Source organism: Kitasatospora paranensis, from assembly GCF_039544005.1.
GTDB classification, from domain to species: domain Bacteria; phylum Actinomycetota; class Actinomycetes; order Streptomycetales; family Streptomycetaceae; genus Kitasatospora; species Kitasatospora paranensis.
The window spans coordinates 349301-371230 of record NZ_BAABKV010000001.1; the positions used below are offsets into that span (position 1 = coordinate 349301).

Sequence of the window (21930 nt, forward strand, 5' to 3'; positions counted from 1 at the left end):
GGTACTGCGCAATCCTTCCAACGTCGAACTCGCCCAGGCAATCGGGCTGCGGACCGGGACCACCACAAGGGCCGTCTGCGACCTGCTGGTGGTCGGCGCAGGACCCGGGGCCTGGCCGCCGCGGTGTACGGCGCATCCGAGGGGCTCTCCACGGTCGTCCTGGACGCGGTGGCGACCGGCGGCCAGGCCGGTACCTCCTCCCGGATCGAGAACTACCTCGGTTTCCCCGCCGGGATCTCCGGTATGGAGCTCGCCGAACGCGCCGTCGTACAGGCCAGCCGGTTCGGCGCGCGGATCTCCGTCCCCGCCGAAGCCACCGGCCTGGGACAGCGCGACGGGACCACCATGGTGCGGCTCACCGACGGCAGCACAGTCACCGCCAGGAACGTGGTGGTGGCCACCGGCGCCCGCTACCGGCGGCTGCCAGCCCCCGGCGTCGAACGTTTCGAGGGGCTCGGCGTCCACTACGCCGCCACCCTCTGGGAGGCACGGAGCTGCCGTCTTGACCCGGTGGCCGTCGTCGGCGGCGGCAACTCCGCCGGTCAGGCTGCCCTGTTCCTGGCGCGTGAGTCGCCCGCCGTCCACCTGCTGGTCCGGAGTGGGGACCTCGGCCACAGCATGTCCCGCTACCTGATCGACCGGATCGAGCGGCACCCCCGGGTCCATGTCCAGCTGCATACCGAGGTCCGGGAGGTCACCGGCGAGGACCGGGTCGAATCCGTCGTCGTCGAGGACAACCGCACCCGCGAGCAGCAGGTGCTGCCGGCCCGTGCCCTGTTCGTCTTCATCGGCGCGCGCCCCGGAACGTCCTGGCTCGCCGACGCCCTCACCCTGGACCCGCGCGGCTTCATTCCGACCGGGCAGGACGTAATCCCTCTGACAGCGGACATCTGGAAGCCCCTCGCCCGCGCCCCGCTCGCACTGGAGACCGGCCTGCCGGGAGTCTTCGCCGTCGGCGACGTCCGCAGTGGCTCGGTCAAGCGGGTGGCCTCCGCGGTGGGCGAGGGGGCCATGGCCGTCCGCCTGGCACACGAACACCTCGAGGAGGTGGGACCACCCGCCATCCGATGACCTCAGCCCATCCACCGCCGCGAAAGGCGAAATGACATGCCCGTCATGGGAGTTCCCAAGTTCGAGCGCTTCTTCCGCGCAGCCGCAGGCCTCGACGTCAACAAGAACGACCTCAAGCGCTACAACGACTTCGTGGACGCCAAGCTCTACGACCTCTTCCTCATCGGCACAGCCGACGCCAAGGCCAACGGCCGGGACATCATCGAGCCACAGGACCTCCCGGTCACCAAAGGCCTGCAGGAGAGCATCCACGCCTTCAAGAAGCTGGAGGAGGGCATCGAACTGCGCCCGCTGCTCGACCAGCTCGCCGCCCGCCCCGCCCTCGGCATGGACGCAGCCGAGGACACCCAGCAGCAGCTGCCCGACCTGGCCGGCGGCCTCAGCGTCGCCCTCGCCCGCGCCCTCAAAACCATCGCCCGCGACTCCCGCCGCCCCTCCACGGCCCAGTGGGACGAGGCTTTCGAACTCTTCGATCTGCTGATCTGAGCGCGGGCCTCAACCCGTTGCAGCCGGTTCGGCCAGCGAACACGTGGCGGGCGAACTCAGCACGCAGAACTCGTTGCCCTCCGAGACGGACCGGGCCCGGACCAGTGAGCTCTTTCAGAGTGTCCACCGATCGGGTGACAGAGCCGACGCGGCGGTTGGTGTGACCGTCCGCGATCTCTCTGGTCCAGGTGGCTGTCAACGGTGGACGACTGCTCACCCTGCCGAGCAGCAGTTGAAAGGGCTCAGTGATTCCCATGCAATTTATCGGCCGTCAGGGAATCAGGGGTGGGGGAGTTGCGACCCACGCGATCGCGGCCTTGGTGGTGAGTGCAGGCCCTGTACTGGGAGAGTGAGGGGACCGGCCGTACCACCTGCACCGGACGGGAGCCAGCGTGTCACATGGCGCCGACGCCACCCCGAGGGCATCCTGAGGGCACTTGCGATCGCGGGAACAGTCGACGAGAAGGGTCCAGCGATGCCGGTGTCGTCGCAGGACGTAACGGTCGTGACGCTCCTCGCGGACCCGGACGCGCCGACGGAGATCGCTCAGCGCATGGCCCGGACGCTTCCTGATCGGCTCGCCGACAAGTCCGGCCAGGGGCGACGGTTCAACGTCGAGGTGGTCAGTGAACCCTTCACCTCGGGGACCGAGGACCCGCCCACCTTGATGCGCCGGATCATGGACCGCGGGAGTGCGGAGAACTGGGACATCGTCGTGGCCCTCACCGACCTTCCGTTGCACTCACAAGGGCGCAGGCTCGCCGTGTATCGGAATCACGAAAACGGCTTGGCGCTGCTTTCTCTCCCTTCACTGGGGGGCCTACGGCTGCAGACGAGGGCCCGGCAAGCCGTTGAAGAAGCTGTGCTCGGCCTGGCAGGTCCGCAAACCCCTGGGGCTGAAGGACCGCTGCGAAGTCAGCCGCTCCCGGGGGCCTTCGTCAACCTTCCCGCGCCCATTCATCCGGGCCAATCCGGTGACGAGGAGACCGACGATGTCCGGTACGTCGTCGGCGGCCCGCGCGGCTACCTGCGGGTGCTCGCCGGTATGGTCCGCGCCAACCGGCCGTGGCGGTTGGTGCCGGGCTTGTCGAAAGCCCTGGCGGCCGCACTCGCCACGGGAACAGCAGCCACCGTGAACTCCACCGTCTGGAGCCTGGCCACATCCCTGGGCACACCACGCCTCGTGATCGCCACGGTCGGCTCTGTCGCGATCATGATCGGCTGGCTGATCGTGGACGCGAACCTGTGGCATCGATCACCGGAGAGCTCGCCGGAGGCGAGGCAGCGGGCGGCTCTCTACAACGCCTCAACCATCGTGACCGTGGGGATCGGGGTGCTCGTCTGCTACGTCGGTTTGCTGGTCATCAACTGGGCGTGGGCGCTGTTCATCCTCAACGACCGACTGTTCGCCTCCATGACACAAACCCCGCTTCACGCCACGCAGTACTGGACGCTGTCCTGGTTCGTCGCTTCGGTCGCCACCGTGGGCGGCGCCCTTGGATCGGGCTTGGAGAGCGACGAGGCGATCCGGGCAGCCGCCTACTCCAAGCGCGAACAGGAACGCCGCAGAGTGCTGCTCGACGACCACGGTGACCAGTAGGGCTTGGAGGCCCGAGCCCCAGCCCGGTCATGCCGCACCCGTCCCGCACAGGGCCGGTGCCGGCCTCGGCATCCGGCAGCACGTCCTCGCCAGGTTCGGCCAACAGCTCCGGCGCCGCCGCGCCCCCACCCCCGGGGGCCCGCTCGGTTGGGGGCGGGGTTGCTCGCGGACGAGTCGGCGTCCATCGCTCCTCCTCGGGCCCTCGGGTAGTGGGCGGTTTCACCTCGCCGTCCTCCCTCTGCCCCCTGAGGTGTACCGCAGTCCCGGTCGAGGAGCGGACCGGCGCCGTGAGGCGGCTGGCTCTGTCCACGAGCACCGTGGGCCAAGGCAGGCGGCAGACCCTATGGGCAGCCCCGGCGGCGGAAGCGGACGTGACGAGGGGCACGCACCGTGTGGTGCGTGCCCCTCGTCCCCGCAGTCCTTCCGGTGTCGCTGGCGGCCCCGCTACCAGCGGTACCAGCGGCCGCGGCTGCCGGAAGCGCCGGTGCCGCGGGCCACGAACCCGAGCAGCCACACCACCAGCACCACGATCGCCACCCACCACAGGGCCTTCAGTGCGAAGCCGGCACCGAAGAGGACCAGTGCCAGCAGCAGAACAAGAAGAAGCGGAACCATCTCGACCTCCGTCGTCAGCGTCGTCGGCGATCCGCGTGCCCCGGCCTGCGGCACATATTCGGGGGAATCTCGGGCCGGGGCAGGGGCAGGCGATGAGCCAGCACAGCTTCGACGAACCGGAGGCCGACATGAGTGCCAGTGACAAGATCGAGAACGCCGCGGACAAGGCCAAGGGCACGGTCAAGGCAGGCGCCGGCAAGGCGACCGGCAACGAGCGCCTGGAGGCCGAGGGCAAGGCCGACAAGGCCAAGGGCGACCTCAAGCAGGCGGGCGAGCACATCAAGGACGCCTTCAAGGACTGACATACCCGCCTGCCCTGTGGCGGTGAGCCACCCGGAGTGGCCCACCGCCACAGGGGTTTTAAAGCGGCTTGGCGGAACCGGACGAGATCGCTGCGGCGCCTGACCCACCGGCTCAGCCCTCCTGTTCCAGCCCACGTCGCCACGTCGAAAGCGAGATCGACGGCCGCCGCCACAACCGCCGTGGCGCCGCAGGTGCGGCGCGCGGAGGCGGAACGCATCGTGGAGGCATGCCGAACAATCCCTTCCGCACCGAGCAGTTCAAGCCGAACGTCCGCCTCCTCGCCGTAGGCACCGCCATGACCGGCGCCGGGGCCTTCCTGGGCGTCGCGGGGGCGGCACTGATCGCCACCGCCCTCGCCACCGCAGGACGCCGGGTGGTCACCGCCTGGGAGACCCACCCCGTGGAGATGGCCTCCCGCACCGCCCACCAGGCCGTGTCCGCCTCCCACGCTGCCCGCGACGCATGGCACTCCGGCACCGTCTGAGCCGATCCGGCCCCCTCACATCGCAACACCACACGTTCTGGCGCCGCATACAGGCCTTCCCACCTGGCCTCGCCCGCCGAAGCCAGCCACATCGGCCCCGAGGACGGCGCTCTGCCGCAGCGCGGTGAGGTGAAGCTCTCGATCGGGGTGGCGAAGCAGGTCGGGCCGGCCATATCCGCTTGGACGCGGATGCGGCCGGCGTACGCCTGCTCCTGGCCCTCTCTTCCGAGTGCAGGTGCTGGAGACCACTGGCACCGACACGCTGTTCGCGCTGCGGCTCCGAGCCCACCGTTACCTGGCGGCCTCCACAGTCAGCGGCTGCCCTCCCGCTCCGCGACAGCAGCGAGCGATGGCATGCCACCGGGCCCGGCGTGGCTCGGCGGCAGACGGCCGACTCCGCAGACTCTCCTGGCAGCCTGCGGTTCAGTGGCCCGCCGAGGTGACGGGCCCTGCCGAAAGCTGCGCGGCCTGGGCAAGACTGGGAACAGGGCCGCCCACTCCCATCGATGGGGGGCGCCATGGCGTGCTGCCGCGCCCGGCCGTAGTGGCAAGGCCGCCCGCGCGGCCTCACCTGAGGATGGCGTCGGCCGCCTTCTTGAGCGAACCCGGGTGTTCGGGCCGCCTGGGTGCCGAGGCCCGGACCTCCAGCATCCGGGCCCCGATCTCCTGCAGTTCCTTACGGCCCAGGGCCTCCCGCACTTTCGGGAACCAGTCGTTCTCCTCCTCCTCGATGTGGTGCCCGACCGTCTCGATGAGCACGGTGGTCTTCGCGTCGAACCGCTCGTCACCGGGCTCCATCGCATCGAGCTCGGCGCACAGGAGATCGGCGACGTGGTGCTCCTCGTACGACTCCAGGATGTCCTGCTCCAGGTCGGGGACACGCTCGCGGACCGCCGGGTACATGACCTCGTTCTCGATGTAGGTGTGGACCGTCAGGGCTTCCACAATCCGCCTCACAAGATCGGCCCTGACCTCGGCCGCGCCCGCATCGGCGCCTTCGAACTCCCGGAAGAGACGACGCACCTCCTTGTGGTCCTCCTTGAGCAGCACGATGGCATCAGTGGACATGTCCTTCCCTCTCTTCCGCAAACCGCACGACAGCGCCCCACAGGGACCCACGACCGGCGGCCGGCCTGCACCGGCGCCCGCGCCGGTCAACGGCGGGCACGCTCACCACCGTCCTCCCCGAACTCCTCCTCGTCCTCATCGCCGGCCCGCTGACGGGTCAGGCGAACCGCCTGCTGGGCGCGCACCCGATCCCGCGCCAGGACCCGCACCGAGGCGCCGAGGCGGGCGAACCCGGCCGCGGCGGCCAACCCGATTCCCGAAGCCGCGCCGGTCACCAGGACCACCTTGCCGTCCATACGCGGCGGGTCAGCCGGCCAGTCGGCCAGGTGCCGCCGGGCCCACAGCCCGACATTGCCGTACCCGAGCACCACCGACCGGTCCAGCGCCGTATCCATCACCGAAGCCACCGACATGCCCCGCTCCTGCCCAAACCCCCGAACCCACACAACAGGAGGACGCACCGCTGGCAGCCGCCGGACCCTGACACACGCTCGGCAATACCGGACCCAAAAGCACTCAGGGCGAGTGGGATGCAGCGATCGGGCGCAGCAGGGCCGCGAGGGGACCTGGCCTGCGCGGCCGGCGTCCCCGGGCCGCAAACCGGTCGGGGCCGGGAGCACGCCGAGAGGCACGGCCCCCTCAGAGATCATCCGGAGGCCGATGTCCGGCCAAGCGGTGCACAACTGCTGCGAAAGGAGCACGGTGCAGCAGCGGAATACGTTCTGAGTCCGGCCCGGCGTGCAGTCGGCGGCAGCGGGCCTGGTCTCGCGAGACAGGCGGTGGAGCAGGTGGAGAAGGCACGGGCGTCTGAACAGGCAGCGGTGCGCCTTGCGGACCCGCAGTGCGCGACCTGCCACGGGTTCGGCTTTCGGCGGGGTCGCCCGTGCGGGCCCTGCGGTGTTCGGCTCACCGCCACGCTCGCCCGCCGCCTCCTGGCCGCCGATCACCGCCGCTGACGTCATCAACCGATCAGGTGGCGGCACCTCCCGCCTCGCCCGCACCCACGGGCTGCACATCACCATTTCCGGCGGCATGGTGGAGCAGACGTGTTCAGGCCAGGGTCGGCTGAGCCGGGATCAGTTGCGCGGCCGCTCCGTTGCCCGCCGAATCCGGGATGGTCACTCGGTGGCGCTGGGGACCTTCAGCGGGTCGCGGGGGGCGTCGGTCTTCGCGGCGGTGAGCTGTTCGCCGAGTTCGACGCGGCGGTTGCGGCCCATGGCCTTGCGGACTTCGGGGAACCAGTCCTTCTCCTCCTCCTCGACGTGGTGGCGCACGTTCTCCATCAGCACGGTCATGGCCCGGCAGCGACCATCGCCGGTGCCCTGCGCTACCCCACCGATTTCGATGTGCAGCTGTTGCACCTGCTCGCCCCCAGCTGATCCGATCGACTCGACTGGCTCACCGGCCACCTTGTCGAGGCCGAGGACAGCGCATGGCGGACGTGGGTGGACGAGAGCATTGTCAGCTGGGCCGCTTGCCTGCTGGCCGACGCCTCCCTCGCCGCCCTCGCCCACGACGTGGTCGCCCGGGCCGGGTGCTCCGTGGGCGTTGGAGGCCTGCGGCGCCTTGCTCACCCCGGCACCCACGACACCCACGCAGCTGTCCTGCTACGGCATCCGGACCTGCTCGACGTCGTCGCGTCCCTGCACCGGGCACAACTCGCCGCTCTGCTGGCTGCGGAAAATACCGCTGCGGCGTAGCCGCGACGCTTCTGCAGTAGGGAGCGGATGGTGCCCCGGCCGGAGCGCGGCAAGGACTCCTACCGCGGTTCGGGCCGCCGGGCGGGGGATCGATCGCGATCATCACCGGTGCGGACTCCGGGACCGGGCAGGGCAGACGTGCCAGCACGCGCTGCCGATCGCGGGCGGCACCGCGCAAGGACGCCTGCAGTCCGGTGTGATCGGCGAGATCCTCGACGCCACCGGCGGCACCACATTGGACGGAGGGTCACGGTGCTTGTGCGTCGGCCGCCGGCGGCTCGGGCTCCTCCTCCTCGTCGGCCTTGGCCCGCACGTCCGGTGGGGTCGGTGCGGTGACGTTCCGCTGCTGCGCGGACCGCTCCCTGGCTTCCTCGTCGATCCGCGGGTCGTCGTTCTTCTTCGAAGTGCTCACGGCGGTTCTCCCTTCGCTGATTTCTCATCACCCTCGCACCCGGCCACGCCGGGCGCACCGGTGGGCGATACCACGGGTGACGTCCGCGGGCAGGGGGAGTGTCCCAGCGCTTCCCTTGCACAGCGCTGGACGCGGATCCCGTGCGGCAGCCACACAGGCGTCGCAGGCCGGGCGGCCCGCGTGCTCAGGGGGCCGGCGTCGGCCTGTGGGGGCTCGTCCTGGTCCTGGGCGCCGTGGCCCGGCGGGGACGGGGGCTTCGGCCGGTTGCCCGGTTTGGCCCCGGGGCCGGCGACTCGCCCCGCATCGTCGCTTTCCAGGGCCCGTCGGACGCGGTCGGCCTCGGCTGCGACCGCCTTATCGACGCTGCTGGGGTCGGTGTCTGTCTGGCGTGTGGACGCCGTCTCCTGCTGATGTTCGCCCATGGTCGATGTTCCTCTCGTTGGTCGGTGGCGTGGGGCTCGGGGCCGAGACCGCGGCGCGGCAGCCCCGGGAGCGTGCCAGCGGGGGGGTGGAGATCGGTGGCGGGTCCGACAGTTCTGGGGGCCCGCAACCGGTCTCGGTCGCGGACGGGGCGGACGATCGGCCTCGGGCCGTGCGTGGCGGTCGCGGCGCTCATTTCCCGATCGGCTGGCGTCCGTGATGAGTAAGGGTCAGAACGGCAGCGGTCCCGAGGATCACGGCACCGGCGGCAGCGAGCGCCGGGCCGCCGTACCGGGCGGACGACAGCGCCAGGCCGCGGGCCGACTTCTGGGGCCGGACCGCCCCTATGGACGCGCGGGTGAGGCCTGCGGCGTGCTCCTTGGCCCGGCCCCCTGCGACGCGAACGCTGTGCGCAGCGGCGTTGACGCCTTCCTCGAGGGTGTGCCGTACGTGGTCGGTGGTCTGGATGGCGCGTTGACGGGCGTGGTCGGCTGTGCGGTTGACGCGTGCTTTGGCCTGGTCGGCGGCCTCGCGCGCGCGGGCGCTGACGTCGGCCTTGGCGGTGAGTTCTTCGACGGCGTCGGCCAGCCGGTCACGGGTGTCGGCGATCTGTGACGTCAGGTCGGCCACGCTGGGTGGGGCGTCCTCGGTGTTGTGCGCGGGGGTCATCGGTGCACACGCTCCTTGATCACGTCGATGTCGGCGCGGGTGGTCGCCATGGCGGCCTCGGGCACCGGGGATCCTGCCTTCTTGAGCTGCCCTCGGCCGCTCAGAGCGAGGAGAGTCGCGATCAGCAGGAGCGTTCCCCCGCGATCAGGGCCGCCGCCCACAGTGGCAGTACCAGGGCCAGGGCGGCGATCGCTGCAGCGACGAAGGCCTGCAGGCCGATGATCGCGAGGAGTCCGGCGCCTCCGACGAGGCCGCTGCCCAGGCCGGCGCGTTTCCCCTTCTCGGCGAGCTCCGCCTTGGCGAGCTGGACTTCCTGCTGCACCAGCCGGGTGGCCAGCTCGGTCACCTCGTGGACCAGCTGGTTCACCGGCCGGGTGCTTTTGGAGGTGGCCGGAGCGCTGCTGGTGGGGTCGTGGGCGCCGACCGCCGGGTTCGGTGGTGCGGCGGTGCCGGCCCGGCCTGTGTTCATGATCGTTTTCACCTCGCCGTTTCCCTTCGTCCGTGCTGCGGTCGCCTCTCACCGCGCCTGACCGCAGGCGCCCGGGGCAAACATGCACGAATGATCCCGTCCGGGTGCGCCCGCGGCCCTCGCTCGTCACCATCGCCATCGTGCTGGCGTTCTTCCCTGCCCCGGCCCCGCGTCGTGGCAGGAAAGCCCCGGAGCTTTGGCGCCGGCAAAGTGGCATCCGCCCGGGCGTGCCGGTGAGCCGTCTTCGGCCGAGCACAACCGCACACCCTGCCCCGGGCCGGGGAGCCAGGGCAGGGTGTGCGTTCGTCCCTCAGGCGGACGGCGGGAGCGGGGCGGGGGGCGGGAAGCGGTCCCAGACCCGGTGGGCGCCCAGCAGGCCGACAAGTGCGGCGAGGACCTCGTCGAGGTCCCCTCCGGTGAGCACGCCCGGGGCCTGCGGGTCGACGGCCGCGGCGGTCCACACCGCGCGCGCCGAGGAGTGGCCGCCGATCGGCTTGGCGTGCCGGTATGCCTCGTTCACCAGGAGGGCGATGCGTGAGTCGACCGTGCCCCGGGTCGCACCGGACTTGGCGTCGCGTGCGCCGAGGTCGTCGGCGGCCGGTGCCGGGGTACCGACGACCAGGAGGGCGTCGAACTCGACGGAGCGGGTGGCGGCGAAGGTCCGCTGGACGGGGAGGTCCTGGGCCAGGGGCGCGCCGGTGGGGGCGATGACGAGTGCGGTCATGCCGGCTCCGCGGATGGTGTCCCGGGCCTGCCGTACGGCGTCGGGGTCACCGGTGGGGTCGGCGACGATGCCGATCACCCGGCCCTGGGTGGGCCAGCTCGCGCCCAGCTGGGACAGGGCCGGGCTCGGCGATGCACTGGCGGGTTCGACGGTTGCCGCCGGGACGGGCAGGCCGAGGCCGCTGGCCACCTCGGCGCACAAGCCGGCGTCGATGTTGGCGAGCACGGTGAGGGCGCGTTCCTTGATGGCCTGCTCGTGCACCTTGGTCAGTTCGAAGGTGTAGGCGGCGATGACGTGCTGCTGCTCGACCGGGCTGAGGCTGAGCCAGAACATCCGGGGCTGGCTGAAGTGGTCGGCGAAGGAGGCCGGCGCCTCCCGCACCTTGGCGGCGGCGGCGATCGGGGTGGGGTATTCGATGAAGGCGTGGTCGGCGCTCCCGGCGAAGAAGGGGCAGCCGCCGTCGAGGAGTTCGGCTTGTACGGGGCGACTCCGGTGTGCACGGCGTCCTGATGGAAGCCGTCGCGGAGCATGTCGTTGACGGGCGCGTGGGTGCGGTTGATCGGGATCTGGGCGAAATTCGGGCCGCCGAGCCGGGTGATCTGCGTGTCGAGGTAGGAGAAGAGCCGTCCGGCCAGCAGAGGGTCGTCCGTGACGTCGATACCGGGGACGAGGTGGCCGGGGTGGAAGGCGACCTGTTCGGTCTCGGCGAAGTAGTTGGTCGGGTTGGCGTTGAGGGTCATCAGGCCGAGCGGCCGGACCGGAGCGAGCTCCTCCGGGACGAACTTGGTGGGGTCGAGCAGGTCGATGCCCTGGAATGTCTGCTCGGGGGTGTCGGGGAAGACCTGGATGCCGAGCTCCCACGCGGGGAAGGCGCCCGCCTCGATCGCATCGGCCAGGTCGCGGCGGTGGAAGTCCGGGTCCATGCCGTTGAGCAGCTGGGCCTCCTCCCACACCAGCGAGTGCACTCCCGCCCTGGGCTTCCAGTGGAACTTCACCAGGCTCGATGCGCCCTCGGCGTTGACCAGGCGGAAGGTGTGGACGCCGAAGCCCTCCATCATCCGGAAGGAACGCGGGATGCCGCGGTCCGACATGTTCCAGATGGTGTGGTGGGTGGCTTCGGTGTGCAGGGACACGAAGTCCCAGAAGGTGTCGTGGGCGCTCTGCGCCTGCGGGATCTCGCGGTCGGGGTGCGGTTTGGCGGCGTGGACGACATCGGGGAACTTGATGGCGTCCTGGATGAAGAACACCGGGATGTTGTTGCCCACCAGGTCGAAGACGCCGTCGGTGGTGTAGAACTTCGTCGCGAAGCCGCGGGTGTCGCGTACCGTGTCGGCCGAGCCGCGCGAGCCGAGCACAGTGGAGAATCGCACGAAGACCGGGGTCTCGACGCCTTCGGCGAGGAACGCCGCCCGGCACACCTCACCGGCGGTGCCGTAGCCGCGGAAGACACCGTGCGCGGCGGCGCCGCGGGCGTGCACCACCCGCTCCGGGATCCGCTCGTGATCGAAGTGGGTGATCTTCTCCCGCAGATGGTGGTCCTGCAGCAGCACAGGCCCGCGCGGGCCGGCCTTCAGCGAGTGATCGCCGTCTGCCACCCGGGTGCCCTGGGCCGTCGTGAGGAAGCCGCTGCTCTGCGCCCGCACGTTGCGGGGGGCGTGGCTGTCGCGTCCGGTGGCGGAGACGGCGGCGGGTTCGTCCTGGTCCGCCTTGGGCGGCAACGGGGCCCTCGGCTCGGTCGGTTCGGCCACCGTCGGCGGCTCGACTCCGGGAGCGCCCGGTCCCTCCGCGTGGGCGCGGCCCGCAGGCCTGGAGACCACGTCGGCCACAGCGTCCACGGCCTTCTGCACGGGGTTGGGGATTTCCACGGTTCCTCCGAAGGAAGTAAGGACTGCACACGTCCGGCGGGACGGTCGGCCCGGGCCGGCCTCGCGGGGCACCGGGCGGGTTCTGCGACCTGTGCGCCTGCCCGGATGATCCGACTCCACGCCGTAGGCCCGGCTGCCGTCGCCCGTGCGTTGCCCCCGCCTCGGCGCGAGCCGCAGCGGTCAGGGCCGCGCACATCGCTCCGCCAAGCATCCGGGCCGCCATCCGCCCCCGCGACATTTCCGCGCTGTCCGGGGCCGCCTTGGAGCCGAGAGGCCGGATCCCGGACTGCTGCCGACGGCCGGGCGGGGTGGTCGGCGGGCGGCGGTCAGCCGGTCCGGGTCCTGGGCACGACGGCAGGCGCGTCCTGGTCGATGTCGAAGAGCCGGTCGGTGCCGGTGATCCGAAGGACGCGGACGACCGGGTGCGAGGGCCGGGCCAGGTGAACAATCGTGCCCTGGCGCACGGCCGCCATCCGGGCGCGCAGAAGAGTGTTCAGGCCCGAGGAGTCCATGAAGGTCACGGCGCTCAGGTCGACCATCAGCATCGGCGGCACCGGCAGGCTGGCAAGGGCCCGGTCGAGTGCGGTGCGCAGCCGGTTCGCGGTGTCCGGTTCCAGCTCGCCCTGGCACTCCAGAACGGGACCGGCGAGGCTGTCGCGGACGGTGACGGTGAAGAAGGGATCGGGCTCGGCTACGGCGATCGGGTGACTCCCTCGAATATCCCCGTGTGGTGGACATGACCACCGTACGGCAGGCAGGTGCCTCCGACGCGGGCGCCGGACGACGTTCGCCGGGCTGGGACGCCGTCAGCTCTCCGCGGCGACCGACCCGGAGGCTGAGCGGCCGGTCGTCTCCCGTCGGCCGAATCCGCAGGCTGGCGCGGCCCGGTGGCACCCCCGGGTGCTCGTCACAGCTGCGGTCGGCCGCCTGGATCCGGGCGGGGACCCGCGCCGGACAGCGGGATGGGCACGCGCGCCGCCTCGCGGTCCGGTCCGGCCACGTCTCGGGGCCTCACCTCGAACCAGTCGGTTCGGCCACCTCCGAGTCGGCAGCGGAGATGGCAATCACGGGCACCGGCGGCGCGGCGGTCGTGCACGAGGACGCCGGGGTGCTCCGGACGTTCCCGAGGCGCTGGTGCGTGCCGGGTCGGAGCAGCCTGGTTCACCGTGCCCGACGACCTCTCGGTCCTCCTCGAATCGTCCGGCGAGAAGCCCCGGTGAGCAGCGCGGATCGGGCAGCCGCCTGCCGGATCGGGCGGACGCACGGGTTTGTCGGGTCCCCGGCGGACAGGCGCCCGCCATGGCACTCACCGACCTCGCGCAGCAGATCCCGCTCGCCACCGGCGGAACCGGCGCCCACCTGTGGCTCATCGCCGTCGGTGCCGTCCTCGTCCTCGGGCTGCTTCTGGCGTTCGTGCTGGGCCAGCGCCGCAAGGACCGCGAACCACCGCCGGCCGACCTGGGCGACGCGGGTTCCGGTCCGCGCCGTCACGCGCGACCGCGCTGATCACGGCAGGCCGGCACGACCCCGGAACGGAAGCGGGCACAACGGGGCGGAAGGGACCGACATGAGCACGGAACCCCGGCACAGGATCGTGCCGGTACGGCGTGCCGGGGCCAGACCGAGGCAGCAGAGGGCGCGCCCCGGCCACGAGCGGCCCCTGACCGAACGCGGGCGAGGGGACGCCCAGCCCGGAGGCGTCCGGCCCCGCCGCGGCGATGTCGTCGTCCTGCACCTGCCCGGACCGCGGGCCCAGGTCACCCACGGCGCGGCGCAGCTGGAGCCGTCCTGGTCTGGCGCAGTGGCCTGCACACTCTGCCGGTACGGGCAGGGTGGGACCGGAACCCTGCCGCTGAAGGAGGCGACACCGTTGGGCCATACCTGGGACACCCCAGAGCCCCACGACGACGACGGCGGCGGTGGCGGGCCGGGCCGGGACGAGACCCCGCAGGAACGGGCCGACCGGCGCTGGAACGAGGTGCTCCAGGAAGTCCGCGTCGCGCAGACCGGCGCCCAGATCCTCTTCGGCTTCCTCGTCAGCGTCGCCTTCACGCCCGTCTTCGCCCGCCTCGGCAGCTTCGACACGGACCTCTACGTCGTCACCGTCATACTCGGCGCCTGCGCCACCGGCACCCTCATCGCGCCGGTCTGCTTCCACCGCTTCCTGGCCGGCCACAACCTGAAGCCCGCTCTCGTCCGGACGGCCTCGCGCATGGTCGGCGTCGGCCTGGCCCTGCTGGCGCTCACCATCGGCTGCGCGCTGCTGCTCCTGCTGCGGACGGCCACCGGCAACCCCACCCTCGCCTGGATCCTCAGCGCCGCCGTGATGGGCTGGTTCGCCACCTCGTGGCTGCTGCTCCCCCATCTCGTCCTGCGCCGCGCCGAGCGGAGCAGGACCGAGGGCTGACCGGCCGCGGTTGTCGCGGCCGGTCCCCTCGGTGATCGTGTCGCCGAGACCGTTGTGGCCGCCGCGGCACGGGTCACAGCGCTACCGGCGGGCGCCGTGGCCATCGCCTGGGATCCGATCCGGGGTAGAACCAGGCCGGTATCGCCGCCCGCCGCGAGAGCGGGCCCGAGCGCCGCCGGCACGCGTGGGACGCCGGCGGGCGTGGCGTCCAGGACGCCGGCGATCGGGTCGTGGAGGCCGCCCGCCGGCTGGCAGAGGCCCGAGTCGACGACCCCGGCACGTCGGCGCGGGCAGGGCCAGCAGCGGCAAAGGTGCCGGCGGACGGCGACGGCGAAGCCCGCATGTGCGTCCGGCCCCGCCGCGCACGGGCACCCGGTGGTGAGCCCACCTCCTCTGCCCGGCCCCTGCCAGGTCCTTCCACCTCCCGGATCAGCCCCCAGGCCGCTGCACCGACATCCCGGCCGACGCAGCGACCGGCACGCCCTTTGGACCGGCGCCCCGGGGTAGCCGTACGGGTGGGATCCATCGCCGCAGAAAGGGGACCCACCGTGGAACTCACCGACTGGCTGCTGCGACCCGACGAACGCGGGAACCGGGCGACCGTCCTGGACCACCGACGGGCCGGCCGGGCGGCGTGGTCCGAGGGCAACCGGGTACGGCCGCTGGTCCACGGCGCCGCGTACTTCGCCGAACTGCTCGCCGCCGTGCGCGCCCAGCGCGCCGGGGACCTGCTGCTCTTCACCGACTGGCGCGGTCGCCGCCTTCTGGGCCACCACGGCCGGGTGGTAGCGGAAGGTCGGGCAGGTGACGTAGGTCATCAACGGGATCTGGGAGGTCGCCTGAGCGGCGGCCCCCAGCACCGCCCATGCGTAGGAGGCGTGTCCCTGGCTGTCGAGCCAGGGGAAGTAGTGGTCGGAGATGACGGAGAAGTCGTAGCCCACCCGCTCGGCGTGGACCACGTCCCGTACCAGCCGGCTCGGCCCGGTCTGTTCGGTCATCATCGTGTAGCCGAATTTCACCATGCCCGGCGCGTGCCCGGCCCCGGCGATTCGGAACGCGGGCCGGGCGGCGATTCCACCTGCGCAAGGAGCGCCGCCCCGACGCCTGCCGGCCCTGCCGCCGCTCATGGACCGCCGCGCACAGGCGTGCCGTCGTGGTGACGGGTCTGCTCGACTCCGGCCGCAGCGCGCCGCTGGAGGACCCGTTTTCAGCGCGCCCTCGCCGGCCGCCCCGTGCCCGCCAGCATCGGGGTCGGTACGGGGCTGCATTCCGGCCGCACCCATCGGGCTGAGGCTCCTCTGCAGGCGAGCCGAACGACGGGGCAGCACCTCCGCCCTCTCCGATCCCTCCGAAGCTGTTCTGAAGCTGCTGTGCCCCACCGGCGCGGACGAAGTCGTCGTCATCGGCCCGGCGTCCGGCTCCGCAACGGAACCGGGTCCGGCGGATCATTCCCGGCCCCGGCCGGAGCGGTAGTCGCGGACCCGGTCGATGAGGCCGATCCCCGGGGCCAGCAGCCGGCGGGCGGTTGGCGAGGATGGCGCGTCGGGATGCGGCCTGGTCGGCGCCATCGCCTTCATCGCGCGGACCCGCTCCCCAACCTCGCCAGCTCCTCCGGCGTGGTGCCGGAAGCGAGCGCGGGGAACAGTCGCTGCTCCTCGTCCTGGATGTGCAGGTCGACCTCGCGGCTCAGCGTCCGCAGGAGCGGATCGAAGTCCGCATCGGCCGGGGACCTGCCTTCGAGGCCCTTGAGCAGCCTCTCGACCTGGGCGTGGTCGGCGACCTCCTTGTCGGCCAGCCGGTCACCATCGAGGACGTGGGCGCGGACGGCCGGGTAGAGGTAGGCCTCCTCCGCGATCGAGTGCCGCACGAGCTCCACGCTGACCCGGTGGACGAGCTCCTGCAGCTCGGTGCGGGGCGCCACGGCGATCCGCGCGAAGAGCATCTGCACCTCCCGATGGTCCGCCTCGAGCTCCGCGATCACGTCTCCGCCGGGGGCGGCCATGGTTTGCACTCCCGTCGCCGTGGTGACTGCTGCGGGCAGACGCCTGCCCCGGTCCGCCCCGGCTAAAAGCGCCGTTCAGGGGCGGGACAATTCGGCGATCCGGGTAGGCGCACCGCAGGCGGTGGCTCGGCCGCAGCGCGCCGCCGTCCGCAGCCGGCTCACCATCGACGGAGGGCACGATGTCCCGACAGCAGATCGCCGAACCGTTGAACATCTATCTGAACGACCACCTCACCGGTGCCTTCGGCGGCGCCGCGCTGGCCCGCCGGATGGCGGGCAGCCAAGCGGACCCGTGGCGCGCCGCCGACATGGGCCGACTCGCCCGGGAGATCGCCGAGGACCGGGACGAATTGGTGCGGATCATGGGCCGGCTGGGCGTGCCCGTTCGGCACTACCGCACCTGGCTGGGTGTCGCCGGCGAGCGGATCGGCAGGCTCAAGCCGAACGGCACCCTGATTCGCCGGTCGCCGCTGAGCGATCTCGTCGAGCTGGAGGCCATGCGCACCGGCGTCGAGGGCAAGGCAGCCCTGTGGCGGGCCCTGCGCAGCGTCGCCGAGGACGACCCGCGTCTGGACGCCGCCGCGCTCGATCGCCTGGCGGACCGGGCCCGGGCGCAGGCCGACCTCCTCAACGGCTGGCACCGGGAGACCAGCGCCGAGGTGCTGGCCGGGCATCCGGGCCGGCCGGCTGCTCGCAGCGTCCGGCGGTAGCTGCGAGGAAGCGGGCAGCCGACCCGCGCAGGACGCGGACGTCGTCGTTCGGCGTCACGGCCGGAACGCCCGTCCGGTCGGTCCCCTCCCGGGCCGGGCAGCCGGTGCGCATCGCGCGGCCGTCACCTCACCCGGCGTCGGCGAGGCTCTGCCGTGCGGCGTCGGCCACCGCCTCGGCGGTGAGGCCGAACTCGGTGTAGAGCCGCTGGTAGTCGGCGGAGGCACCGTAGTGGTCCAGGCTGACGATCCGGCCCCGCGGGCCGACCAGTTCCCGCCAGCCGAGCGCGACGCCGGCCTCGACGCTGACCCGCGCGGTGACAGCGGGCGGCAGGACCTCTTCTCGGTACGCGCCGGGCTGGGCGGCGAACCACTCCAGGCACGGCAGTGACACCACCCGGCTCGGCACTCCGTCGTCGGCCAGCAGTCGCTGCGCCGCCAGCGCGAGGTGCACCTCCGAGCCGGTCGCCAGCAGCAGCACCTGCGGCCGCTCGCCGTCGGCCGGATCGCGCAGGACGTAGCCACCGCGGGCAGCCCCCTCCGCCGGAGCGCAGCCGTCCGGGCCCCGGTCGAGGACGGCTACCTTCTGCCGGGTCAGGGCGAAGCCGGTCGGACGGTCGATGTGCTCCAGCACCGCGCGCCAGCAGGCGGCGGTCTCGTTGGCGTCGGCCGGCCGCACGACGTCGAGTCCGGGGATCGCGCGCAGCGCGGCGAGGTGCTCGACCGGCTGGTGAGTGGGGCCGTCCTCCCCGAGACCGATCGAGTCGTGCGTCCACACGTAGATCGTCGGGAGCCGCATCAGCGCGGCCAGCCGGACGGCGGGCCGCATGTAATCGCTGAAGGTCAGGAAGGTGCCGCCGTAGGGACGGGTCAGGCTCTGCAGGGCGATCCCGTTGAGGATCGCGCCCATGGCGTGCTCCCGGATGCCGAAATGCAGGGTGCGGCCGTAGGGGCCGCCCTTCCATTCGGCGGTCTCGACGCCCTCCGGCAGGAAGGAGGCCTCACCGTCCATGGTGGTGTTGTTGCTGCCCGCCAGGTCGGCCGAGCCGCCCCACAGCTCGGGCAGGACGGGCGCGAGCGCCGTCAGGACCTTGCCGGAGGCGGCGCGGGTGGCCAGTCCTTCGGGATCGGCCGGGAAGGCGGGTATCCGGGTGTGCCAGCCGTCGGGCAGTCGCGGTTCCCGCAGCCGGTCCAGCAGTGCCGCCCGGTCCGGATGGGCACTGCGCCAGCGCTCGTAGCGCGGCGTCCACGTCTCGTGGAGTTCCCGGCCGCGCTCGCGGGCCTTGTGGGTGTGCGCGAGGACCTCTTCCTCGACCGTGAAGCTGCGCGCGGGGTCGAAACCGAGCAGTTCCTTGGTGGCGGCGACCTCGTCGTCCCCCAGTGCGGCTCCGTGGGCCTTTCCGGAGTTCTGCAGGTTGGGCGCGGGCCAGCCGATGACGGTGCGCAGCACGAGCAGCGAGGGCCGGGTGGTCTCGGCGCGGGCCGCCTCCAGGGCCGCGAGGACGGCGTCGACGTCCTCGACGTAACGGCCGGTGGCCGTCCAGTCGACGGTCTGGACGTGCCACCCGTAGGCGCGGTAGCGAGCGGCGACGTCCTCGCTGAAGGAGACGTCGGTGTCGTCCTCGATCGAGATGTGGTTCTGGTCGTAGACCATGATCAGGTTGCCGAGCCGCTGGTGCCCCGCGAGCGAGCTGGCCTCGGCGGTGACGCCCTCCATCAGGTCGCCGTCCGAGGCGAGCACGTACACGTGGTGGTCGAAGGGGCTTTCGCCGTCCGGGGCGTCCGGGTCGAGCAGTCCGCGTTCGCGGCGGGCGGCCATCGCCATGCCGACGGCGGCGCCGAGTCCCTGGCCGAGCGGCCCGGTGGTGATCTCCACCCCCGGGTGTGCCGGTACTCCGGGTGTCCCGGAGTGGCGGAACCCCAGGTCCGCAGGGCCTTCAGGTCGTCGAGTTCCAGCCCGTACCCGGTCAGGTAGAGCTGGACGTACAGCGTCAGGCTGGTGTGTCCACAGGACAGCACGAAGCGGTCGCGGCCGAGCCACTGGTCGTCCGCGGGGTCGTGACGCAGGACGTTCTGGAAGAGCAGGTGAGCGAGCGGGGCCAGGCTCATGGCCGTGCCGGGGTGGCCGTTGCCCGTGCGCTGCACGGCATCGGCCGCGAGAAGCCGGGCGGTGTCGACCGCACGGAGGTCCACCGCGCTCCAGCCGGCCCGCTCGGCGACGGGCTCGGCAAGGGACGGATGGCGGTCGGGCAACGGCGTGGTGCGCGGTGTCATGAGTGTCCTCCCATGGCGGTCGGGCGGGGCGGGTAACCACCCCGCGCCTGCCCGGGCTCGGCCCGGCCATGACCGCATCGGCCGGCGGATTCGACCGCACTTCCCGGTGCCGCCGCCTCCCCACCACCGTTCCGGCTCGCACGACGGCGCCCGTCGGCTGCGCGGCCCTGCGCGGAATGCGCCGAGCATCCACACAGGTCGGGCGTGTGGAACCGGGCGGCGGCGGCAAGACGGCGCTCCGGAGGCCGGTCGCCGACGGCCGGTGCCCTGCGTATTCGCCGAGGAGGAGTCTTTCGTGACGGTCATATCTCGTCTTCCCGGACCGATCCACCACCGCTGGGACTGGCAGCTACGGGCCGCGTGCCGCGCCGCGGACGACCAGTTGTTCTTCCACCCGTCGGGCGAACGCGGCCAGGCCCACGACAATCGGGAAGCCGCCGCCAAACGGATCTGTGCCCGGTGCCCCGTCCGCGCGCAGTGCCTCGAACACGCGCTGGCCGTCCGTGAGCCCTACGGCGTCTGGGGTGGCCTGGGCGAGGATGAGCGCATCGCCCTGCTCGGTCCCGTCCGCCACCGCCGTCGCTGAGCCGACAACTCCCCCCGGGCAGCGGTGTCCGAGGGCACCGGGACACCGGGGGCGCTGTCGGGCGCCCCGCCTTGCTCCCGGCCCAGGCCGACCAGCCCCGCGGTGAGGCGCTGTCGCAGGTCCGGGCGGTACAGACAGCAGCGCTTCGGTTCCTGACGGTACGGCCGGCAGGCTGGAAGGCGCAGGGGCGGCGGCGGGTCGGCACCCCGCCCGCAGTCCGGACCGGGGCATGTCCTCTCGCCGGCCCGCCGCCGACTCCGGCCGGGCCGACAGCGGGAGTGGGCCGAGGAGTGGCCGGAGGTGGGGGTCAGTGCAGGACGCTGACCGCGCGGGCGATGACGAGCAGCGAGGTGAGCAGGGCGGCGATGCTCTCGATGCTCATGAGGAGCTTGGCGCGGGTGGAGAGCGGCATGGTGTCGGTCGGGCTGAACGCGGTCGAGTTGGTGACCGAGACGTAGAGGTAGTCCGGCAGGGTGGGGACCCAGTCGGACGACCCGCTGGCCCCGTCGGAGACCTCCTGGACGGCGTCGTCGTTCTCGTCCTGGGAGAAGCGGAAGTCCGCGAGCGGGAGGTCGGCGCGCGGTGCCTGGGTACGGGTGACGGGGCCGCCGCGGTCGAGCTCCCAGTAGGCGAGCCCGAAGACGATGATGTTGGTGAGCCAGACCTGCAGGGCGGCGACGAGCAGTTGGCCGCCGTCCTTGACCTGGGACGAGACGAGCGCGTGGATGAGCACGCCGAGTGCGGTGAGGTTGCCGGCGCCGATCAGTGCCACGAGGGTGAGGGAGCCGGCGCGGGAGAGGCGGGTCTGGCGGGTCAGCCGCCGGGGGTTGACGGCGATCAGCGGGACGAGCAGCAGCACCTCCAGCGTCGGCAGCAGGTAACGCGGGGCGACCAGGAGCCGTTCGGGCAGTGCCAGATAGAGCAGGATCGCGGCCAGCGTGGCCGCGACGGCGGGCAGCCGGGCCTCACCGCGTCGTTCGTGCCGCGGATGGCGGTGTCGCAACTCCTCGCGACCGCGCGTCATGATCGTCTCCCCTGGCTTCGAAGCTTGCGCCACGGTGGGCGGCTCGCTCAGCGTTTGCACGCCGAGCGGCCGATCACACCCGGCGCGGCCCGAAACCTCCCTGCTGCACCGGGCGGATCACTCCCTGCCCGCCATGGATGGCGCAGCCCGCGCTGACGCCCCCGTGGGAGACCGCGTCGGGGCAGCAGCGGGGCGAAGACCGGACGCGGGGGACACGCACGCCGACCGGGTGTGGCCCGTCGGCATCCGGGCAACCGCGGGGGTGAGCCCGGCCGTGTTCCGACATCATCGGGGCACCGGGCCGAGGTGAGGAACGCCGACGGTGGGCGGGCCCCCGTCCGGCCAGGGCTGACGAGCCCCGCGGCCGACGCCGTGGCCCCTGGGCGCGCCGTCGCCGGACCCGGCATGCGCACCGCCCACCCTTCCGTCAGGAGGAGAACACCATGGCCGACCGCGCACAGCCCGGACCGAAGGTCCTGGCCATCGTGACCACCTACGGCGTCGAGCAGGACGAACTGCTCGTGCCCCACACACACCTGAGCGGCTCCGGCGCGCAGGTCGACATCGCGGCACCCTCGCCGGAGACGATCCGGACCCTCGTCGGGGACAGGGATCCGGGGAAGGAGGTCCGACCCACCACAACCCTGGCCGAGGTGGATCCGGCCGACTACGACCTGCTTCTCGTCCCTGGCGGGACCCTGAACGCCGACTCGTTGCGGCTGGACGGCGACGCGCTCGACATCGTCCGCGCGTTCACGTCCTCGGGCCGTCCCGTCGCCGCCATCTGCCACGGCCCCTGGGCCCTCGTGGAGGCCGACGTGGTCAAGGGCAAGACCCTCACCTCGTACGCGTCATTGCGCACCGATATCGGCAACGCCGGCGGGATCTGGGTGGACGAGTCCGTCGTCACGGACGACACGAACGGCTGGACGCTGATCACCGCCCGCACCCCGGACGACCTCGGGGACTTCCTGCACGAGATCGACGCCGCCCTGCAGGGTGCGACCGCCGGGCGGGCGGCGGGACACCGCTGAGCTTCGGAGG

General features: G+C 72.2%; 22 protein-coding genes and 3 pseudogenes. 11 read left to right on the top strand and 14 right to left on the bottom strand.

The annotated features are described in order from the left end of the window. The first annotated feature begins 123 nt into the window (after positions 1-123). The 3 genes from ABEB13_RS40170 to ABEB13_RS01755 all read left to right on the top strand — a co-directional run bounded on the left by ABEB13_RS40170 (position 124) and on the right by ABEB13_RS01755 (position 3157). Entirely contained in the window at positions 124-1071 is a 948-nt protein-coding gene (locus ABEB13_RS40170) for an NAD(P)/FAD-dependent oxidoreductase (RefSeq protein ID WP_425559849.1), read from the top strand. A 45-nt stretch (positions 1072-1116) separates the two neighbouring features. Next, positions 1117-1557 (top strand): DUF1931 family protein, encoded by a 441-nt coding sequence (locus ABEB13_RS01750; protein ID WP_345703939.1) that lies wholly within the window; start codon positions 1117-1119, stop codon positions 1555-1557. A gap of 475 nt (positions 1558-2032) precedes the next feature. After that, complete coding sequence (locus ABEB13_RS01755; RefSeq protein WP_345703940.1) at positions 2033-3157, top strand: hypothetical protein; 1125 nt, start codon at positions 2033-2035, stop codon at positions 3155-3157. 444 nt (positions 3158-3601) lie between these two features. Here ABEB13_RS01755 and ABEB13_RS01760 read toward each other — a convergent pair whose 3' ends face one another. Next, positions 3602-3772 (bottom strand): hydrophobic protein, encoded by a 171-nt coding sequence (locus tag ABEB13_RS01760; RefSeq protein ID WP_345703941.1) that lies wholly within the window; start codon positions 3770-3772, stop codon positions 3602-3604. Positions 3773-3900: 128 nt separating this feature from the next. Here ABEB13_RS01760 and ABEB13_RS01765 point away from each other — a divergent pair, with 128 nt between their 5' ends. Together ABEB13_RS01765 and ABEB13_RS01770 are read left to right on the top strand one after the other, a co-directional pair. After that, a complete protein-coding gene (locus ABEB13_RS01765; protein ID WP_345709502.1) occupies positions 3901-4074 on the top strand; it encodes a CsbD family protein in 174 nt (57 codons plus the stop codon). A gap of 227 nt (positions 4075-4301) precedes the next feature. Further along, entirely contained in the window at positions 4302-4559 is a 258-nt protein-coding gene (locus ABEB13_RS01770; protein WP_345703942.1) for a hypothetical protein, read from the top strand. Positions 4560-5126: 567 nt separating this feature from the next. Here ABEB13_RS01770 and ABEB13_RS01775 read toward each other — a convergent pair. From ABEB13_RS01775 to ABEB13_RS01785, 3 genes are all read right to left on the bottom strand, one after another. Continuing rightward, positions 5127-5627, bottom strand: a complete 501-nt coding sequence (locus ABEB13_RS01775) for a hemerythrin domain-containing protein (protein WP_345703943.1) — start codon at positions 5625-5627, stop codon at positions 5127-5129. A gap of 86 nt (positions 5628-5713) precedes the next feature. Further along, entirely contained in the window at positions 5714-6040 is a 327-nt protein-coding gene (locus ABEB13_RS01780) for an SDR family NAD(P)-dependent oxidoreductase (RefSeq protein ID WP_345703944.1), read from the bottom strand. Between the two features lie 705 nt (positions 6041-6745). Beyond that, positions 6746-6922 carry a hypothetical protein gene (locus tag ABEB13_RS01785; RefSeq protein ID WP_345703945.1) on the bottom strand — a complete coding sequence of 59 codons (177 nt, stop codon included), beginning with the start codon at positions 6920-6922 and terminating at the stop codon, positions 6746-6748. A gap of 150 nt (positions 6923-7072) precedes the next feature. On the opposite strand from ABEB13_RS01785, the gene ABEB13_RS01790 reads away from it, so the two are divergent. Further along, positions 7073-7327 carry a hypothetical protein gene (locus ABEB13_RS01790; RefSeq protein WP_345703946.1) on the top strand — a complete coding sequence of 85 codons (255 nt, stop codon included), beginning with the start codon at positions 7073-7075 and terminating at the stop codon, positions 7325-7327. 247 nt (positions 7328-7574) lie between these two features. On the opposite strand, the gene ABEB13_RS01795 is transcribed toward ABEB13_RS01790, so the two are convergent. The 5 genes and pseudogenes from ABEB13_RS01795 to ABEB13_RS01815 all read right to left on the bottom strand — a co-directional run bounded on the left by ABEB13_RS01795 (position 7575) and on the right by ABEB13_RS01815 (position 12644). After that, positions 7575-7739 (bottom strand): hypothetical protein, encoded by a 165-nt coding sequence (locus ABEB13_RS01795; protein WP_345703947.1) that lies wholly within the window; start codon positions 7737-7739, stop codon positions 7575-7577. A gap of 612 nt (positions 7740-8351) precedes the next feature. Continuing rightward, positions 8352-8789 (bottom strand): DUF3618 domain-containing protein, encoded by a 438-nt coding sequence (locus ABEB13_RS01800; protein ID WP_345703948.1) that lies wholly within the window; start codon positions 8787-8789, stop codon positions 8352-8354. 160 nt (positions 8790-8949) lie between these two features. Beyond that, positions 8950-9297: a phage holin family protein gene (locus ABEB13_RS01805; RefSeq protein ID WP_345703949.1), complete on the bottom strand. Its 348-nt coding sequence runs from the start codon at positions 9295-9297 to the stop codon at positions 8950-8952. Between the two features lie 310 nt (positions 9298-9607). Beyond that, a pseudogene (locus tag ABEB13_RS01810) lies at positions 9608-11886 on the bottom strand (catalase). A 326-nt stretch (positions 11887-12212) separates the two neighbouring features. Next, complete coding sequence (locus ABEB13_RS01815; RefSeq protein WP_345709503.1) at positions 12213-12644, bottom strand: STAS domain-containing protein; 432 nt, start codon at positions 12642-12644, stop codon at positions 12213-12215. Between the two features lie 541 nt (positions 12645-13185). On the opposite strand from ABEB13_RS01815, the gene ABEB13_RS01820 reads away from it, so the two are divergent. Next, on the top strand, positions 13186-13392 hold the full coding sequence (locus tag ABEB13_RS01820) for an LPXTG cell wall anchor domain-containing protein (RefSeq protein WP_345703950.1): 207 nt from the start codon (positions 13186-13188) through the stop codon (positions 13390-13392). Positions 13393-13756: 364 nt separating this feature from the next. Continuing rightward, complete coding sequence (locus ABEB13_RS01825; RefSeq protein WP_345703951.1) at positions 13757-14293, top strand: DUF6328 family protein; 537 nt, start codon at positions 13757-13759, stop codon at positions 14291-14293. A 683-nt stretch (positions 14294-14976) separates the two neighbouring features. Here ABEB13_RS01825 and ABEB13_RS01830 read toward each other — a convergent pair. The 3 genes and pseudogenes from ABEB13_RS01830 to ABEB13_RS01840 form a co-directional block, all read right to left on the bottom strand. Further along, positions 14977-15315: pseudogene (locus tag ABEB13_RS01830) on the bottom strand (LLM class flavin-dependent oxidoreductase); the annotation flags it as partial. A gap of 423 nt (positions 15316-15738) precedes the next feature. Continuing rightward, positions 15739-15861 (bottom strand): hypothetical protein, encoded by a 123-nt coding sequence (locus ABEB13_RS01835; RefSeq protein ID WP_345703952.1) that lies wholly within the window; start codon positions 15859-15861, stop codon positions 15739-15741. Positions 15862-15866: 5 nt separating this feature from the next. Beyond that, complete coding sequence (locus ABEB13_RS01840) at positions 15867-16295, bottom strand: hemerythrin domain-containing protein (RefSeq protein WP_345703953.1); 429 nt, start codon at positions 16293-16295, stop codon at positions 15867-15869. Between the two features lie 179 nt (positions 16296-16474). Here ABEB13_RS01840 and ABEB13_RS01845 point away from each other — a divergent pair, with 179 nt between their 5' ends. Beyond that, positions 16475-17005 (top strand): hypothetical protein, encoded by a 531-nt coding sequence (locus tag ABEB13_RS01845; protein WP_345703954.1) that lies wholly within the window; start codon positions 16475-16477, stop codon positions 17003-17005. A gap of 127 nt (positions 17006-17132) precedes the next feature. Here ABEB13_RS01845 and tkt read toward each other — a convergent pair. Beyond that, positions 17133-19276 (bottom strand): annotated as a pseudogene (tkt, locus tag ABEB13_RS01850) (transketolase). A 295-nt stretch (positions 19277-19571) separates the two neighbouring features. Between tkt and ABEB13_RS01855 the strand changes: the two are divergent. After that, complete coding sequence (locus tag ABEB13_RS01855; protein ID WP_345703955.1) at positions 19572-19862, top strand: WhiB family transcriptional regulator; 291 nt, start codon at positions 19572-19574, stop codon at positions 19860-19862. A gap of 307 nt (positions 19863-20169) precedes the next feature. On the opposite strand, the gene ABEB13_RS01860 is transcribed toward ABEB13_RS01855, so the two are convergent. Further along, positions 20170-20886: a hypothetical protein gene (locus ABEB13_RS01860; RefSeq protein WP_345703956.1), complete on the bottom strand. Its 717-nt coding sequence runs from the start codon at positions 20884-20886 to the stop codon at positions 20170-20172. A gap of 443 nt (positions 20887-21329) precedes the next feature. Between ABEB13_RS01860 and ABEB13_RS01865 the strand changes: the two genes are divergently transcribed. After that, a complete protein-coding gene (locus tag ABEB13_RS01865) occupies positions 21330-21920 on the top strand; it encodes a type 1 glutamine amidotransferase domain-containing protein (protein ID WP_345703957.1) in 591 nt (196 codons plus the stop codon). The last annotated feature ends 10 nt before the right edge of the window (positions 21921-21930 follow it).

Bases quoted from the DNA above. Each gene is read 5' to 3' on its own strand.
- ABEB13_RS01750 (WP_345703939.1), top strand. From the start codon at position 1,117: ATGGGAGTTCCCAAGTTCGAGCGCTTCTTCCGCGCAGCCGCAGGCCTC.
- ABEB13_RS01755 (WP_345703940.1), top strand. From the start codon at position 2,033: ATGCCGGTGTCGTCGCAGGACGTAACGGTCGTGACGCTCCTCGCGGAC.
- ABEB13_RS01760 (WP_345703941.1), bottom strand. From the start codon at position 3,772: ATGGTTCCGCTTCTTCTTGTTCTGCTGCTGGCACTGGTCCTCTTCGGT.
- ABEB13_RS01765 (WP_345709502.1), top strand. From the start codon at position 3,901: ATGAGTGCCAGTGACAAGATCGAGAACGCCGCGGACAAGGCCAAGGGC.
- ABEB13_RS01770 (WP_345703942.1), top strand. From the start codon at position 4,302: ATGCCGAACAATCCCTTCCGCACCGAGCAGTTCAAGCCGAACGTCCGC.
- ABEB13_RS01775 (WP_345703943.1), bottom strand. From the start codon at position 5,627: ATGTCCACTGATGCCATCGTGCTGCTCAAGGAGGACCACAAGGAGGTG.
- ABEB13_RS01780 (WP_345703944.1), bottom strand. From the start codon at position 6,040: ATGTCGGTGGCTTCGGTGATGGATACGGCGCTGGACCGGTCGGTGGTG.
- ABEB13_RS01785 (WP_345703945.1), bottom strand. From the start codon at position 6,922: ATGACCGTGCTGATGGAGAACGTGCGCCACCACGTCGAGGAGGAGGAG.
- ABEB13_RS01805 (WP_345703949.1), bottom strand. From the start codon at position 9,297: ATGAACACAGGCCGGGCCGGCACCGCCGCACCACCGAACCCGGCGGTC.
- ABEB13_RS01820 (WP_345703950.1), top strand. From the start codon at position 13,186: ATGGCACTCACCGACCTCGCGCAGCAGATCCCGCTCGCCACCGGCGGA.
- ABEB13_RS01835 (WP_345703952.1), bottom strand. From the start codon at position 15,861: ATGGCGCCGACCAGGCCGCATCCCGACGCGCCATCCTCGCCAACCGCC.
- ABEB13_RS01840 (WP_345703953.1), bottom strand. From the start codon at position 16,295: ATGGCCGCCCCCGGCGGAGACGTGATCGCGGAGCTCGAGGCGGACCAT.
- ABEB13_RS01845 (WP_345703954.1), top strand. From the start codon at position 16,475: ATGTCCCGACAGCAGATCGCCGAACCGTTGAACATCTATCTGAACGAC.
- ABEB13_RS01860 (WP_345703956.1), bottom strand. From the start codon at position 20,886: ATGACGCGCGGTCGCGAGGAGTTGCGACACCGCCATCCGCGGCACGAA.
- ABEB13_RS01865 (WP_345703957.1), top strand. From the start codon at position 21,330: ATGGCCGACCGCGCACAGCCCGGACCGAAGGTCCTGGCCATCGTGACC.